This window comes from Streptomyces dangxiongensis (assembly GCF_003675325.1).
GTDB classification, from domain to species: domain Bacteria; phylum Actinomycetota; class Actinomycetes; order Streptomycetales; family Streptomycetaceae; genus Streptomyces; species Streptomyces dangxiongensis.
On the sequence record NZ_CP033073.1, the window covers coordinates 5,372,974 to 5,389,134 of the forward strand.

General features: G+C 72.4%; 11 protein-coding genes. 5 read left to right on the forward strand and 6 right to left on the reverse strand.

Annotated features, from left to right (window positions below; genetic code table 11):
• The first annotated feature begins 103 nt into the window (after window positions 1-103).
• Window positions 104-1,123 carry an aldo/keto reductase gene (locus tag D9753_RS24195; RefSeq protein ID WP_121788908.1) on the forward strand — a complete coding sequence of 340 codons (1,020 nt, stop codon included), beginning with the start codon at window positions 104-106 and terminating at the stop codon, window positions 1,121-1,123.
• 17 nt (window positions 1,124-1,140) lie between these two features.
• On the forward strand, window positions 1,141-1,740 hold the full coding sequence (locus D9753_RS24200; protein ID WP_121788909.1) for a TetR family transcriptional regulator: 600 nt from the start codon (window positions 1,141-1,143) through the stop codon (window positions 1,738-1,740).
• Window positions 1,741-1,922: 182 nt separating this feature from the next.
• On the opposite strand, the gene D9753_RS24205 is transcribed toward D9753_RS24200, so the two are convergent.
• The 3 genes from D9753_RS24205 to D9753_RS24215 form a co-directional block, all read right to left on the reverse strand.
• Complete coding sequence (locus D9753_RS24205) at window positions 1,923-2,198, reverse strand: hypothetical protein (protein ID WP_121788910.1); 276 nt, start codon at window positions 2,196-2,198, stop codon at window positions 1,923-1,925.
• 27 nt (window positions 2,199-2,225) lie between these two features.
• Complete coding sequence (locus tag D9753_RS24210; protein ID WP_121788911.1) at window positions 2,226-3,185, reverse strand: hypothetical protein; 960 nt, start codon at window positions 3,183-3,185, stop codon at window positions 2,226-2,228.
• A 154-nt stretch (window positions 3,186-3,339) separates the two neighbouring features.
• Window positions 3,340-4,788 carry an MFS transporter gene (locus tag D9753_RS24215; protein ID WP_121788912.1) on the reverse strand — a complete coding sequence of 483 codons (1,449 nt, stop codon included), beginning with the start codon at window positions 4,786-4,788 and terminating at the stop codon, window positions 3,340-3,342.
• A gap of 181 nt (window positions 4,789-4,969) precedes the next feature.
• On the opposite strand from D9753_RS24215, the gene dusB reads away from it, so the two are divergent.
• On the forward strand, window positions 4,970-6,100 hold the full coding sequence (gene dusB / locus D9753_RS24220) for a tRNA dihydrouridine synthase DusB (protein ID WP_121788913.1): 1,131 nt from the start codon (window positions 4,970-4,972) through the stop codon (window positions 6,098-6,100).
• Here the strand turns inward: dusB and D9753_RS24225 are convergent, their stop codons facing one another.
• The 3 genes from D9753_RS24225 to D9753_RS24235 form a co-directional block, all read right to left on the reverse strand.
• Window positions 6,101-7,864, reverse strand: coding sequence for an alkaline phosphatase family protein (locus D9753_RS24225; RefSeq protein ID WP_394346745.1), 1,764 nt, complete (start codon window positions 7,862-7,864; stop codon window positions 6,101-6,103).
• A 275-nt stretch (window positions 7,865-8,139) separates the two neighbouring features.
• Window positions 8,140-10,077, reverse strand: coding sequence for an amylo-alpha-1,6-glucosidase (locus D9753_RS24230; protein WP_121788914.1), 1,938 nt, complete (start codon window positions 10,075-10,077; stop codon window positions 8,140-8,142).
• Window positions 10,074-11,507: an MGH1-like glycoside hydrolase domain-containing protein gene (locus D9753_RS24235; RefSeq protein ID WP_121788915.1), complete on the reverse strand. Its 1,434-nt coding sequence runs from the start codon at window positions 11,505-11,507 to the stop codon at window positions 10,074-10,076. The genes D9753_RS24230 and D9753_RS24235 overlap by 4 nt, the downstream gene beginning before the upstream one ends.
• Window positions 11,508-11,627: 120 nt before the next feature.
• On the opposite strand from D9753_RS24235, the gene D9753_RS24240 reads away from it, so the two are divergent.
• Complete coding sequence (locus D9753_RS24240; protein ID WP_205614242.1) at window positions 11,628-12,848, forward strand: ROK family transcriptional regulator; 1,221 nt, start codon at window positions 11,628-11,630, stop codon at window positions 12,846-12,848.
• Window positions 12,849-13,358: 510 nt separating this feature from the next.
• Window positions 13,359-16,079, forward strand: a complete 2,721-nt coding sequence (gene ppdK / locus D9753_RS24245) for a pyruvate, phosphate dikinase (RefSeq protein ID WP_121791255.1) — start codon at window positions 13,359-13,361, stop codon at window positions 16,077-16,079.
• Window positions 16,080-16,161 lie beyond the last annotated feature (82 nt).

The following is a 16,161-nucleotide window of genomic DNA, read 5'->3' on the forward strand; positions in this document are numbered from 1 at the left end:
CTTTCGTCAAGAGGTCTGGACCAGGCTCCTGCGCCGAAGGTGACGTATGGAATGACAGATGACAGATATTGAAATCTGTCAGCCATCATGGCAGGGTGGAGGCATGACGCTGCGAACCCGAAACCTCGGAACCACCGGCCCCCGTGTCTCCGCCCTCGGCCTGGGCTGCATGGGCATGTCCGCCCTCTACGGCGACGCCGACCGCGCGGAGTCCGTCGCGACCGTCCACGCCGCCCTGGAAGCGGGCGTCACCCTGCTCGACACCGGCGACTTCTACGCCATGGGCCACAACGAGATGCTCGTCGGCGAGGCCCTGCGCACCGCCCCGCCGGCCCGCCGCGAACAGGCGCTGGTCAGCGTGAAGTTCGGCGCCCTGCGCGACCCGGCCGGCAACTGGATCGGCTTCGACGGCCGCCCCGCCGCCGTCCGCAACTTCGCCGCCTACTCCCTCCAGCGCCTGGGCGTCGACCACATCGACGTCTACCGCATCGCCCGCCTCGACCCGGAGGTGCCGATCGAGGAGACCGTCGGCGCCATAGCCGAACTGATCGAGAAGGGGTACGTCCGGCACGTCGGCCTCAGCGAGGTCGGCGCCGAGACCGTCCGGCGGGCCGCCGCCACCGCCCCCGTCGCCGACCTCCAGATCGAGTACTCGCTCCTGTCGCGCGGCATCGAGCAGGACATCCTGCCCACCACCCGCGAACTGGGCATCGGCATCACCGCCTACGGGGTGCTCTCCCGCGGGCTCATCTCCGGCCACTTCTCCCGCGACCGGCGGCTGGCCGCGAACGACTTCCGCGCCCACTCGCCCCGCTTCCAGGGCGACAACCTCCGGCACAACCTCGACCTGGTCGACGCCCTCCGCGCGATCGCCGAGCGGAAGGGCGCGACCGTCGCGCAGATCGCCATCGCCTGGGTCCTCTCCCGCGGCGAGGACATCGTGCCGCTGATCGGCGCCCGCACCCGCGAGCGGCTGACCGAGTCCCTGGGCGCCCTCGACGTCACCCTGGACGCGGCCGACCTCGCGGCGGTCGAGGAGGCCGTCCCCGCGGACGCCGCGGCCGGCGAGCGTTACCCGGCCGCGCAGATGGCACTCCTCGACAGCGAGCGCCGAACCCTTTGACGGGTACGGTCTAGGGCATGCCACCGACCAGCGAGACCCTGACCGCCGAGCGCATCCTCGAGGCGACCGAGGAGGTGCTGCGCCGCCACGGTCCGGCCAAGGCCACCGTGGTCGACGTGGCCCGCGCGCTCGGCGTCAGCCACGGCAGCGTCTACCGGCACTTCCGGACGAAGGCGGCGCTGCGGGAGGCGGTCACGAAGCGGTGGCTGGACCGTACGTGCCGGTCGCTCGCCGGCACCGCGGCCGAGGACCGCGACCCGCAGGAGCGGCTGCGCGCCTGGCTCAAGGGGCTGTTCGACATCAAACGCCGCAAGGCGCACGACGACCCCGAGCTGTTCGCCACGTACGGGGTGCTGGCCACGGAGAGCGGGACGGTGGTCGGCGAGCACATAGCCGACCTGACCGCCCAACTGACCGGGATCATCACGGCGGGGAACGCGTCGGGAGTCTTCTCGGTGCCCGACCCGGCCGCCGCGGCGCGTGCCGTCTTCTACGCCACCATCCGCTTCCACAACCCGTGCCACGCCGGGGAGTGGCGGCGCTCCGGCGTCGAGGAGGAGTTCCAGGACGTGGTGGACCTGCTGGTGCGCGGCCTGTCCGCACCCGTCACGCCGTGATCCGCCAGAGGTCCCTCATCAGCGGGGTCGGCGTGGGACCGGCCATCGCGACCTGGGTGAGCTGGCCGCCGTAGCCCCAGCCCTGTCCTCCGGGAACAGCCGGCCGATCTCCCGCTGCCCGGCGCGTGCAGTGCGGTCATGGTCATGTCCTCGGTCTCCCGGTGGGCGATCGACGGCGCTGGTCACCCCCCGGGGTTCGGCCCCTCGACGCGTGCGAGGCCGTCGTCACCGCTCCGCCCGGCATCCGGCTCCCTGGTGAGCCGGGTCGCGAGGTGGTAGGCGACGGTGACGTCCTGGTACTCCTGACCGGGGGCGACCGTGTCCGGCAGGTGGGTGCGGTCGCTGTGGCTCGTCGACTCTCGCTCCCCGGTGCCGGGGAAGCGGACGGCTGTCCGGGGTTCCCGCGTGAAGCGGAGCCGTTCGGCGTGGACCGTCGACCGGAACAAGATGTCCCCCACCGGGCTCCCGGCTCCCGCGCCTCGCGTTCAGGGCGGCTCCTCCGGCTCCCTGGCGGTACGAGGGCGACCGGACCTCGGCGGGAGCTTCCCGTCCTCTCCGCGCACCCGGCGCGTGCGGGTGCCGCCCTGGCTCCGGCCGGCTCGGCCCCGCTCTCCCTCCGCGCCCTTGCGCGCCGCACGCGGCTCGGCCGGTTCTGCCCGTTCCGCGGTGGCGTCCGCCGTCTCCGCAGCGTCCGCGACGGCGTGGCCGCCGCCCCGCACCGTGTCGCCTGCCGCTTCCGTCACACCCGCGGCCTGTTCGGCCACGCTCCCGGCGGTGCCGCCCACCGCCCTGCCGGCGCTTCCGACGGCCCGGCTCGTCTCATGGCCGACGTCCTCCACCGCGCGCCCGGCACCACCGCCCACGTCCTGAACGGCCCTCCCGGCTCCCTGCCCGACATCCTGCGCCACGGAGCCGACGCCCCGGCCCACGTCCTGGACGGCAGCCCCGGCGCCCTGCCCCACATCCTGTACGGCGGACCCGACTCCACCCCCCGCCAGCTCGTGCAGGATCTCCGGGTTGCGATCGAGCGTGGTGAGCACTCGGTCGATGATCTGTGCGACGTGGTGGAGACGCACCTTGAGCTGGGCCTGTGCCTCGACGCCCGAGATGCCCAGGTGCACCCGGCCGAGCGTGACGTCGGCGCCCACATTCAGTTTGAGCAGGTCCAGCACCTCGGCCTGGAGCGAGACATGTGCCCGCAGGTCCTCGACGTCCAGGTCGAGCTGGTCCACCTTCAGGACCGGAACGTCGAGGAAGACGTCAGGGCTCGTACCGGCCGCGTCCTCCTCGTCGTAGGACACCGGCTGCTCTTCGTCCGCTGCCGGCTCCTCGTCGTAGGCCTCGGGGTCGGCGTACTCGTCACCGTCCTCGGCGTCGGGTTCGTCACCGTACTCGTCGTCGTGCTCCTCGACGGAGCCCTCGTCGTTCTCGGCGTTGCCGCGCATCGCCACGCCTCCGCGGTTCTGGCATGTGTTTCGACCAATTTTGATCCACTATGGTCATGGATGCGAGGTCAGTGCCGCCCGTCCGGGCAAGGGCGGTGGCCGCCAGGCGTGCTCGGCGGGTTCGCCGAACTCGGCAGAGTCGGGCCGACGCGGTTCAGGGGCGGCCCGGAGCCCCCACGGGCTCGCGTGGTTCCGTCGGCACCAGGTCGGCGGCCGTGCGTTCGGCCGTGCGGCGGGCCCACCGGCCGCTGGTCAGGAGGCCGAGGACCAGGACGGCCAGGCCGCAGCCGGCGAGGGTCCACCAGCCGGGGCGGGCGGCGGAGACGAACGTGTGCCGGTACGTCGACGAGCCGATGCCGGACGCCAGGAGCGCGCCGATCACCGCGACGCCGAGCGTCTGGCCCAACTGGCGGCTGGTGGAGGCGACGGCCGCGGCGACGCCGGCCTGCGCCCGGGGCATGCCCGAGACAGCCGTGTTGGTGATCGGCGCGTTCACGAAGCCGAAGCCGATGCCGAAGAGGACGTAGCCGGCCAGGCGGGCGGCGCCGGTGGTCTGCGCGTCGAACGCGGCGAACAGGACGGCGCTCGCGGTCATCGCCGTACCGGCCACCACGAGGGGCAGGCGGGGGCCGCGGCTGCCGACCAGACGGCCGGACAGGGGCGCGCACAGGAACGTCGGCACGGCCATCGGGAGCATCCACAGGCCGGCGTGCAGCGCGTCGAGGCCGCGCACGTTCTGGAGGTACAGGGTGGACAGGAACAGGAAACCGCCCAGGGCCGCGAACGCGCTGATCGCGATGACGGTGGCCCCGCTGAACGGCGCCGAGCGGAAGAAGCGCAGGTCGATGAGGGGTTCGTCGCGACGGGGCTCGTACCGCAGCAGGGCCAGCAGGGCCGCCACGGCGATCACGGCGAACGGCGCCACCGTGCCGGCGCCCGCGGGCGCCTCGATGATCGCGTACGTCAGCGAGCCGAACAGCGCGATCACCAGTAGCTGGCCGACCGGGTCGGGGCGGCGGGCCCTGGGCGCGCGGGACTCGGGGACGAAGCGGAGGGTGAGCAGGAGGGCGGTGAGGCCGACCGGGAGGTTGACCCAGAAGATGGCGCGCCAGCTCACCGACTGCACCAGCAGGCCACCGACCAGCGGGCCGGCCGCCATGGATATGCCGACCACGGCGCCCCACACGCCGATCGCACGGGCGCGTTCCCGGGCGTCGGTGAAGGTGTTGGTGATGATCGACATGGCGACCGGGTTGAGCATCGAGCCGCCCACCGCCTGGACCATGCGGAACACGATGAGGAGTTCCAGGTTCGGGGCGAGGGAGCAGAGCAGTGAGCCGATGGAGAACACGACCAGGCCGGCCATGAAGACGCGTTTGCGGCCGATCCGGTCGGCGGTGGAGCCGGCGAGCATGAGCAGGGAGGCCAGGACGAGCGTGTACGCGTCGATGGTCCACTGGAGGCCGGACGTGTCGGCGTGCAGGTCGCGCTGCATGGAGGGCAGTGCCACGTTCAGCGCGGTGTTGTCCAGGCTCACGATCAGCAGGCTCATGCAGCAGATCGCGAGCACGAGCAGACGTCGGCGATGGCTCAGCTCGGGCATGCGCTCCATCGTACGCCGATATCGATAGTGCGGTTAACTAATGAGCGATACATCGTCTTTGCCGGTGCGGTACGTCGTCCGCGCCGGCCGGTGGCCGACGGCCCCAGGCGGGCGGGTGACGCGCGCGGTGAGGGACAATGGGTGTTCGCCCTGTGCCGTACGTCCGTCCCGGAGCCCCTCGATGACCCACCCGCTGACCATCGGCCCGCACGCCGTCGTGCCGCCCGTCGTGCTCGCCCCCATGGCAGGGATCACCAACGCGCCCTTCCGTACGCTGTGCCGGGAGTTCAGCGGCGGCAAGGGCCTGTTCGTGAGTGAGATGATCACGACCCGGGCGCTGGTCGAGCGCAACGAGAAGACGATGCAGCTCATCAGGTTCGACGCGAGCGAGCGCCCCCGCTCCCTCCAGCTTTACGGCGTCGACCCGGCGACCGTCGGCAAGGCCGTCCGCATGATCGCGGAGGAGGACCTCGCCGACCACATCGACCTGAACTTCGGCTGCCCCGTCCCGAAGGTCACGCGCAAGGGCGGCGGCTCCGCCCTCCCCTTCAAGCGGAACCTGCTGCGGGCCATCCTGCGCGAGGCGGTCACCGGTGCGGGCGACCTGCCGGTGACCATGAAGATGCGCAAGGGCATCGACGACGACCACATCACCTACCTCGACGCCGGGCGCATCGCCGTCGAGGAGGGGGTCACGGCGATCGCCCTGCACGGCCGCACGGCGGCCCAGCACTACGGAGGCACCGCCGACTGGGACGCCATCGCGCGCCTGAAGGAGCACGTCCCGGAGATCCCGGTGCTCGGCAACGGCGACATCTGGTCGGCTGAGGACGCCCTGCGGATGGTGCGCGAGACGGGCTGCGACGGGGTGGTCGTGGGCCGGGGCTGTCTGGGGCGGCCGTGGCTGTTCGCGGACCTGGTGGCGGCGTTCGAGGGGCGCGACGACTTCCGCCGGCCGGACCTGCGCGAGGTGGCCGACGTGATGGTGCGGCACGCCACCCTGCTCGGGGAGTGGCTCGGCGACGAGGCGCGCGGCGTCATCGACTTCCGCAAGCACGTGGCCTGGTACCTCAAGGGGTTCGCGGTCGGCTCCGAGATGCGCAAGCGGCTCGCGGTGACCTCCTCGCTGGCGGAACTGCGGGCCGGCCTGGACGAACTGGACCTCGGCCAGGGCTGGCCGGCCGGCGCGGACGGCCCGCGCGGCCGTACGTCCGGCAACAACCGGGTGGTGCTGCCGGACGGCTGGCTGAAGGACCCGTACGACTGCGCGGGCGTGAGCGAGGACGCGGAACTGGACACGTCCGGCGGCTGATCAGCCCTTCCTGGGGTGCGGTGTGGAGCCGTACGCCCGCAGGAAGCGGTCCCGGAAGGAACTCATCTTCCACACCGGGGCGTCGTGCGCGGGCCGCAGCCCGTCGGTCCAGCCCCAGTCGGCGACCTTGTCCAGCACCTTCGGATCCTTGGCGACGATCGAGACCGGCACGTCCCGGCTGGCGTGGTTGCCGCTGACCCGGGCGATGGGCTGGTGGTCGCCGAGGAACACCAGCACGGTGTCCTTGGTGCCGTAGCGCTCCAGCCACTGGGTGAGCGCGGTCACCGAGTACTGGACCGACTTGCCGTACTCCTCGCGGGACCTGGTGGTGTCGGCGATGACGTCCGCCGGGTCGTTGCCCGCCGCCTCGATGCCCTTGAAGACCGAGCCGTCACCCAGCCGGTCCCAGCCGACCATCTTCGGGATCGGCGCCCAGGGCTGGTGGCTGGAGGTCAGGATGAGCAGCGACATCCGCGACCTGCCGTCGGCCGGCCGCTTGCTGTGCACCCGCTCCTGGTACTGCTGGAGCGCGTACTGGTCGGGCATGGTCGACCAGCTGAACTTCGGTCCCCGGTAGCCGAGCCGGAAGGCGTTGTAGACCTTGTCGAGGCCGTACCACTTCTGCTCCGGCCAGCCCTTCTGCACGCCCGGCATGACGCCGACCGTGTCGAACGAGCCGGTCTTCTCGAACGCCTCCGTCAGGCTGAGGTGGTCGCTGGCCATGACGGTGCGGTAGCGCTGCTGGTTGCTGATCCACAGGCCCGACATGGTGGTGGAGTGGCCGAGCCAGCTACTGCCGCCGTAGGTCGCCGAGGTCAGCCAGCCGCTCTTCGCGTGGAAGCCGGCCTTGTCGAGGGCCTTGGTGCGGGCGTCGAGGGTCGCGTCGACCCCCGGGGCCATGACCGGGTCCTCGATGGCGCTGCGGCCGTAGCTCTCGATGAACGTGAAGATCATGTCCTTGCCGCGCAGGTCGGGGACGAGCTGGCTGCCCGGGGTGTTCCCGAACGCGTCGACGCGGGCCACCTTGCGGAACTCCGCCTCGTCGCGCAGCGTGGCCGAGACGCGGCGGGCCTGGGCCTTCAGCGCGGTGGCGGTGCGGTCGGCGGCGAGCGGCACGCCGGCGACCTCCAGGCCGAGCGAGGAACAGGTGATCCAGACGACCCCGGCGATCAGCGTGCCGCGGGTCGCGGCGCCGGAGTGCCGGGCGAGCAGGTTGGCCAGCCGGACCATGGCCAGCGCCGGCAGCACGAGGAGGAGCAGGACGGCGACGATCACCCCGGCCACGGCGGCAAGGGTCGTCGTACGGCCGAGGGAGTCCTCCAGATACGACTCCGCGTCGCCGAACAACTCCCAGTCGAGGATCACGTTGAAGCTGCGGCCGAGGTACTGGTTGAAGCCCATGTCGAGCATGTTCAGCACGGTCATCGCCCCGAGCGCGACGCCGGACACCGCCGCCAGCACCACCCGGGGCCGGCGCGGCAGCGCGAGCAGCACGGCGGCCCCGACGACCGCCTCGGCGGGGATCCGCAGGAACTTCGCGGGACCCAGCCCCACCACCCGGTCGGGCATCACGAGCGCGGCGACGACGAGGGCGGCGGCCAGCACCGTGACGGTGACGGACAGCGCGTGGGCGGCGGCCGGATGCTCCTCCCGCCAGCGCCGCCGCCACGCCGGCCAGACGGTCCAGGGGCGGCGCAAGGGACGCGGGGCAGGGGCGGTCACCGCGTCGGCACCCGCTTCCTCGGCTGACTGGAGCGTGCTCATGCCCACCGTTACGGCCCCCCGGGGACCATCGTTCACGCCCACCGGGCAAACACCTGGTCAACAGCGCGGGAGGGGCGCGGGGGACCGACACGACGTCCGCCGGGAGCCCCGACGGTCGGCGCGCCCGCCGGAAGCCCGTACGTGTCGTGCTACCGCCGGCCCCTGCCGCTCGCGGCGTCCGCCGGGTGCCCCCGCGGTCCGTGCGTCCGCGGAGACGCGGTCCCGCTCGCACGCACGCCGGGCCCCGCCCCACTCCCGGCGCCCGCCCGGACCTCCTACGCGCCGCCCACCGCGGTCAGCAGTGCCAGTGGTGTCGCCGCCGAGCGGGCCTCCCGCACGCACGCGTGCGGATACGGCACCGGCTCACTGTGCGTGTCCCGCCCGTACCCCGCCCACACCTCCGGCAGCCGGTGCCCGGTCACCGTCGCCGCGTCGACCAGCGCGTGCGCGACCGTGCGGGCCTCGTCGTGCAGCCCGTACCGCGCGAGCCCCAGCGTGATCAGCGCGTTGTCGTGCGGCCAGACCGAGCCACGGTGATAGGACAGCGGGTGGTACGCCGGCTGGCCGGAGGCGACCGTGCGTACGCCCCAGCCGGAGAAGAAGTCCGGCTCCAGCAGCCGCCGGCCCACCATCTCCCCGTACTCCTTGTCCAGCAGCCCCGACCACAGCAGGTGCCCGGCGTCGGACGCCAGCGCGTCGATGCGGCGGCCCTGCCCGTCCAGCGCGAGCGCCGGGAAGGAGTGCTCGCGCATCCAGAAGTCGCGCTGGAACCGGTCCCGGAGGTCGGCCGCAGCCTGCTCCAGCAACGCGGCGTACGTCTCGTCGGCCCACACCCCGCGCGCCACCCCCGCCGTGCGGCGCAGCGCGTCGTACGCGTAGCCCTGGGCGCCCGCCGCCATCACCGCGCCGCTGGGCCGGGTGCCGTCGGCGCAGCAGATCGCGCCGGGGGAGTCCTTCCAGTTCTGGTTGGCGAGGCCGCCCTCGTCGGCGCGGTAGACCAGGTAGCCGCGCGAGGTGAGGCCGCCGTGGTCGAGCATCCAGCCGACGGCGGCGCGCGCGTGCGGCTCCAGACGCCGGGCCAGGGCGGTGTCGCCGGTCCGCTCCACGTACGCGCCGAGCAGGATCAGGAACAGCGGGGTGGCGTCGACCGAGCCGTAGTAGCGGCCGTAGGGCACCTGCCCGAAGTGCGCCAGTTCGCCGTGCCGGACCTCGTGCACGATCTTGCCGGGCTGGGTGACCGGGGAGATGCCGCCGCCGGTCGCCTGGGTGGCGGCCAGGGCGAGGAGGGTGGCGGCGGCCGGCCGGGGGCGGTAGGGCAGGGCGAAGAGGGAGGTGAGGAGCGCGTCGCGGGCGATCAGGGTGAGGAACCAGGGGGCGCCGGCCGCCGGGACCCGCAGTTCCTCCCCGTCGGGGCCGCGCGCCTGGATCTGGAGCGCCGCCAGGTCGGCCAGACCCCGGGCGCAGGCCGCCGCCAGCTCCGGCCAGCCGGTCGGGAAGGCGACCCCCTCCACGAACTCGCCCTCCAGCTCCCGGACCTGCTCGTGCACGGCGGCCGGGTCGCGGGGCACGCGCAGGGCCCGCTTCTCGCCGTGGGGCCGGGCGATCACCCGCAGCACCAGCTCCGTCGTGCCGTGCGGTGCGAGGCCCAGGGTCCACACCAGCCGGCGGGCGCCGGTGCCCGTCTCCTCCACGGCGTCGGGGGGCGGATCGGCCATGATCGTCGTACTGGAGCGCCACTCGGCGCGCCGGTAGGTGAACTCGATGCCGTCGTCGAGGATCTCGCGGGAGCGTACGGCGCCGGCCTTGACGTAGGTGCGGTGGTCGGAGCGGAGTTCGAACTGGTCGGTGAAGTCGGCGTCGACGGTGAGGGCGAGCCGTACGGTGGTGGCCACCGGGCGGTTGCTGGTCACCTTCACCGACTCCACCAACGAGCTGTCCCCGACAGCCTGTTCACGGAAGAGGGTGTGGGCCGGCGGTTCCTGCCGGCCGCCGCGCGGGACCAGCACGCAGCGGGCCGCGTCCCCGTCCGTGACCGGCGTGAGCACCTCGGGCACCGCGCCGTCGACGGTGAGCTGCCAGCGGCTGAGGTGCCGGGCGTCCCGGACGAACAGCCCGTCCGGCACGCACCCGCCCCGCACTCCGCCGATGTCACCCCGGTCACCCACGGCGGCGAACGTCGCACCGTGCACGAGCAGATGATGCCGTTCCGTCATCTCCGGTCCCCTCCTTCGTCACTTCTGTCGAACGCGCCGGTGCCCGTCGGGGACACGCCCGGTTCCGGGTGGTCCGTGGCCAGCAGGTCGAGCGCGAGCGCGGCGGTCCAACTGAAGCCGGTGGCGCCGCAGGCCTCACCGGTGAACGGGTCGACGTACTCGGCGAAACCCGAGGCGTCGGCCAGCCGCACCACGGCCGCGCGCAGGGCGTCGGCCGCCGCCGTCTCGCCGTGCGTCCGCAGCCCGCGCTCCACCAGCCAGCCGGTGTTGAACCAGGCCGGCCCGCGCCAGTACCGGTGCGGGTCGAAGGCCTCGCCGAGCAGGTCGTAGCTCGGCACGAGCCGGGTGCGGTCGCCGAACGAGAAGTGCGGCCCCCGCAGGGTGCGGACGAGCGCGGCGGCGACCTCCCTGGGCAGGCCCGGCAGCAGCAGCGGGACCAGGCCGCCGACACCGCGCTCGGTGAGGAGGCCGCCGCCCCGCAGGTCGCGGCAGAGGAACATCCCGGCCCGCGGGTCCCACAGCCGTTCCACCAGCGTCGCCGTGAGCCGTTCGGCGCGGGCGCGGCGGGCGGTGCCGGTCGCGCCCAGTTCCCCGGCGATCCGGGCGAGGGCGTACTCGGAGGCGATGAGGAGCGCGTTGAACGACGGGTCCTCCACTGCGAACTCCCCGTCCTCCCGGGTGTATCCGCGGTCCCGGTAGTCGGCGGCCAGCCGCACGTACCGCCCGTAGTCCAGGTCGGTCGGCCGGTCCCCGGGCGCGCCGTGGTCGAGGTCGGCGCGCCGGAAGGAGCGGGCCGGGGCCGGGGTGATCCGGGCGAGCGGGGCGTCCCAGCAGGGGCTGTTGTCCATGCCCTGCTCCCAGGGGTGGACGACGGACGCCAGGCCGGCGCCGCCCAGGTCGCGCCGGTGCAGCAGATACCGGTGCCAGGCGGCCAGCCGCGGGTGGAGCCGGGCCAGGAAGCCGCGGGCCCGGGACAGGACGGGGTCGGCGCGGTGCACCAGCCAGGCCGCCAGCGCGTGCACGGGTGGCTGCACGATCCCGGACGTCTGTACGGTGCGCGGGGCGCCCGCTCCGCGCCCGGCGGTGACGGAGCGCCAGAAGTCGGGGCTCGGGAAGTACGCGTCGAGCGGTACGGAGGGGTTGAACACGATGTGCGGGACGCGCCCGTCGGCCCACTGGGCCGTCAGCAGCGTCTCCAGCTCGGTCTGGGCGCGCAGCGGCGAGATGTGCCGCAGCCCGATGGCGATGAACGCGGAGTCCCAGGACCACTGGTGCGGGTACAGGCTGCGGGACGGGACCGTCGAACTGCCCGTCCAGTTGGCGGCCAGCACCCGGGCCGCTGCGACGTGCGCGGACGTTGCTGAAGGCGGCTGATCGTATGCGATCTCGCCGGGGGCGGGACGGGCTGTGAGCTGGGCAGAGCGATCCACTCGGGACTCCCCGAAGACATCCGGCCGACCGGGTTTGGCTACGGCTACCGCAGGGTTACGTCTATTTAACACGCAAAACCCAATATGTAAGGGAAGCTTGATGAACACAAGGGGGTGCGCATGACCGGGCGGCCGGGACGGACGGGCAGGGGCGCGGGACAGGCCAGCTCCGGCGAGCTGCTCGAACTGGTGCGCAGCGGAAGGGCCGTGACACGGGGTGCGCTCCAGCAGGCGACCGGACTGTCCCGGGCCACCGTCGGCCACCGCCTGGACCGGCTGTTCCGGGCCGGCTGGCTGCGGGAGGGCGCCGGCGGCCCGGTCGGCTCGCCGCTCGGCGGACGCCCCGCCGTCACACTGGAGTTCGACGACTCCCACGCGGTCGTCCTCGCCGCCGACCTCGACACCCGGCACGCCCGTGCCGCCGTCCTCACCCTGACCGGTGACCTTCTCGCCGAGCACTCCGGCGCGCTCGCCGTCGACGACGGCCCGGAGGCCGTCCTCGGCGAACTGGGCCGCTGGTTCGCCCGGTTGCTGGCCGAGGCCGGGCACCGGGCCGGGGAGGTCTGCGGCATCGGACTCGCCGTGCCCGGCCCGGTGGACAGCGGGACCGGCCGGGTCGTGCAGCCCCCGATCATGCCCGGCTGGGACGGCTACGACATACGGGGCCGGCTGTCCCGCGCCTTCACCGAGCACACCGGGGCCCGCACGGTCCCGGTCCTGGTCGACAACGACGCCAACCTGATGGCGTACGGCGAACAGCGCGCCGGACACCCCGACTGCACGGCCTTCGTACTGGTCAAGGTGTCCACCGGCATCGGCGCCGGGGTGGTCGTGCACGGCTCGGTCTACCGGGGCGTGGACGGCGGCGCCGGCGACATCGGACACATCAGGGTGGGCACCGAGGCGCTGTGCCGGTGCGGCTCGTACGGCTGTCTCGCCGCCGTCGCGAGCGGCGGCGCCGTGGCCCGCCGGCTGGCCGCCTCCGGGGTGCCGGCCGCCTCCGGCTCGGACGTACGGGACCTGCTGGCCGCGGGCCATCCGGAGGCCGCGGCGCTCGCCCGGGAGGCCGGGCGCCGGGTCGGGGACGTACTGGCGACCGTCGTGACCCTGCTCAACCCGGGCGTCCTGATGATCGCGGGCGACCTGGCCGGGACGCCGTTCGTCACCGGCGTGCGCGAGCTGCTCTACCAGCGGGCGCTGCCCCGCTCCACGGCCCGCCTGGAGGTCGTCACCTCCCGGCTCGGGGAGCGGGCCGGACTGCTGGGCGCCGGCGCGCTGGTGGTGGAGCACCTGTACGCGCCGGAGCGGGTGGAGGAGCGGCTCTCGGCGATGGGTGTGTGAGCGCGGGCGAGGGGCGCGTGAGGGTGGGGCGCGTGACATGGGCGAGGGGGCGCGTGACGTGGCCGGGGACCGTGTGACGCAGGTTGTGTGACGCGGGTGTTTCCTCTGACCGGGCGCGTCCGTGGCCGGGTCCGCATGGTGGAACCGGCCGCTCTGTGGCAGCGTGATTCTCGCCACCCTTGATAAGGGTTGCGCTCAGATGAGCGGATCATGCACGACTGCACTTCTCCAAGGGGTGGCACTGCGTGCCACCCCTTGATCGTTCATCGATCGAACTCAGTCGTGCTGGGAGATGCTCACATGAGCGCGAAAGTTCACGTCGGAGGGGCTGTTGTCTTCAAGAAGTGAAAACACAAACGGCGCTTGGCTTGCCAAGCCTTGACTTTCGATCCGCTGGCGGACAGGTGGTTACAGGCGTATGACGCGCAAGTGGACGTACCCATGGGCCTTCGATCTGGGTATGTTCCTCGCCGTCAGGGCAGCCACCGTGGCCTCAAGGAGTCGAGACCCGTGTCGGAAAACAAAGATCCCCACGCAGCGAAGTTCGTTTACGACTTCACCGAGGGCAACAAGGACCTCAAGGACCTCCTCGGTGGCAAGGGTGCCAACCTCGCCGAGATGACCAACCTGGGTCTCCCCGTCCCTCCCGGCTTCACCATCACCACGGAGGCCTGCAAGGTCTACCTGGACAGCGGTGAGGAGCCCGCGGCACTGCGTGACGAGGTGAGTGCGCACCTCGACGCCCTTGAGCAGAAGATGGGCAAGAAGCTCGGCCAGCCCGAAAACCCGCTGCTCGTCTCCGTGCGCTCCGGCGCCAAGTTCTCCATGCCCGGCATGATGGACACCGTCCTGAACATCGGCCTCTCCGACAAGTCGGTCAAGGGTCTGGCCGAGCAGGCCGGCGACGACCGCTTCGCGTGGGACTCCTACCGCCGCCTGATCCAGATGTTCGGCAAGACCGTCCTCGGCGTCGACGGCGACCTCTTCGAGGAGGCCCTGGAGAAGGCCAAGCACGCCAAGAAGGTCACGGTCGACACCGACCTGGAGGCCGCCGACCTGAAGAAGCTGGTCGCGACCTTCAAGAAGATCGTCAAGGCGGAGGCCGGCCGGGACTTCCCGCAGGACCCGCGCGAGCAGATGGACCTCGCCATCAAGGCGGTCTTCGACTCCTGGAACGGCGACCGCGCCAAGCTGTACCGCCGCCAGGAGCGCATCCCGCACGACCTCGGCACCGCCGTCAACGTCTGCTCCATGGTCTTCGGCAACCTGGGCCCGGACTCCGGCACCGGCGTCGCCTTCACCCGCGACCCCGCCTCCGGCCACCAGGGCGTCTACGGCGACTACCTCCAGAACGCGCAGGGCGAGGACGTCGTCGCGGGCATCCGCAACACCGTCCCGCTGGCGGAGCTGGAGCAGATCGACAAGAAGTCGTACGACCAGCTCATGCAGATCATGAAGACCCTGGAGAACCACTACAAGGATCTCTGCGACATCGAGTTCACCATCGAGCGCGGCCAGCTCTGGATGCTCCAGACCCGCGTCGGCAAGCGCACCGCCGGCGCCGCCTTCCGCATCGCCACCCAGCTCGTGGACCAGGGCCTGATCGACGAGACCGAGGCGCTCCAGCGCGTCACCGGCGCCCAGCTTGCCCAGCTTATGTTCCCGCGCTTCGACGAGCACGCCAAGGCCGCGCAGGTCGGCCGGGGCATCGCCGCCTCGCCGGGCGCCGCGGTCGGCAAGGCCGTCTTCGACTCCTACACCGCCGTGAAGTGGTCCCGCTCCGGCGAGAAGGTCATCCTGGTCCGCCGCGAGACCAACCCCGACGACCTCGACGGCATGATCGCCGCCGAGGGCATCCTGACCTCGCGCGGCGGCAAGACCTCCCACGCGGCGGTCGTCGCCCGCGGCATGGGCAAGACCTGTGTCTGCGGAGCCGAGGAGCTGGAGGTCGACACCAAGCGCCGCCGGATGACGGTCCCCGGCGGCCATGTGGTGGAGGAGGGCGACCTGATCTCCATCGACGGCTCGTCCGGCAAGGTCTACCTGGGCGAGGTGCCCGTCGTGCCCTCCCCGGTCGTCGAGTACTTCGAGGGCCGGATGCACCCCGGCGCCGACGACGCGGACGAGCTGGTCGAGGCGGTCCACCGCATGATGGCCTTCGCCGACCGCAAGCGCCGCCTGCGCGTACGCGCCAACGCCGACAACGCCGAGGACGCGCTGCGCGCCCGCCGCTTCGGCGCCCAGGGCATCGGCCTGTGCCGCACGGAGCACATGTTCCTCGGCGACCGCCGCGAACTGGTCGAGCGCCTGATCCTGGCGGACACGGAGGAGGAGCGCGAGGAGTCCCTCAAGGCCCTGCTGCCGCTCCAGAAGAAGGACTTCGTGGAACTGTTCGAGGCGATGGACGGCCTGCCCGTCACCGTCCGCCTCCTCGACCCCCCGCTGCACGAGTTCCTCCCCGACATCACCGAGCTGTCGGTCCGCGTGGCCCTGGCCGAGTCCCGCCAGGAGCCGCACGAGAACGACCTGCGCCTGCTCCAGGCCGTGCACCGCCTGCACGAGCAGAACCCGATGCTGGGCCTGCGCGGCGTACGCCTCGGACTGGTTATCCCCGGCCTGTTCACCATGCAGGTCCGCGCCATCGCCGAGGCCGCGGCGGAGCGCAAGGCCGCCAAGGGCGACCCGCGCGCGGAGATCATGATCCCGCTCGTCGGCACGGTCCAGGAGCTGGAGATCGTCCGCGAGGAGGCGGACCAGGTCATCGCCGACGTCCAGGCGGCGACCGGTACGGCGCTCAGGCTGGCGATCGGCACGATGATCGAGCTGCCGCGCGCCGCGCTGACCGCCGGGCAGATCGCGGAGGCGGCCGAGTTCTTCAGCTTCGGCACCAACGACCTGACCCAGACGGTGTGGGGCTTCAGCCGCGACGACGTGGAGGCCTCCTTCTTCACCGCCTACCTGGAGAAGGGCATCTTCGGGGTCTCCCCGTTCGAGACGATCGACAGGGACGGCGTCGGCTCCCTCGTGAAGTCGGCGGCGGAAGCGGGCCGGCGCACCCGCCCCGACCTGAAGCTCGGCGTCTGCGGCGAGCACGGCGGTGACCCGGAGTCGGTGCACTTCTTCCACGAGGTCGGCCTGGACTACGTCTCGTGCTCCCCGTTCCGCATCCCGGTCGCCCGCCTGGAGGCCGGCCGCGCGGCCACACAGTCGACGGGCAGCGACCACCGCTAGGCCCGTCCGGACCCCGGAGCCGTCGCCGGTCCCCGACCCTCATCCGATCGGCGACGGCTCCGGCACACGAAAAGAGAGGCGG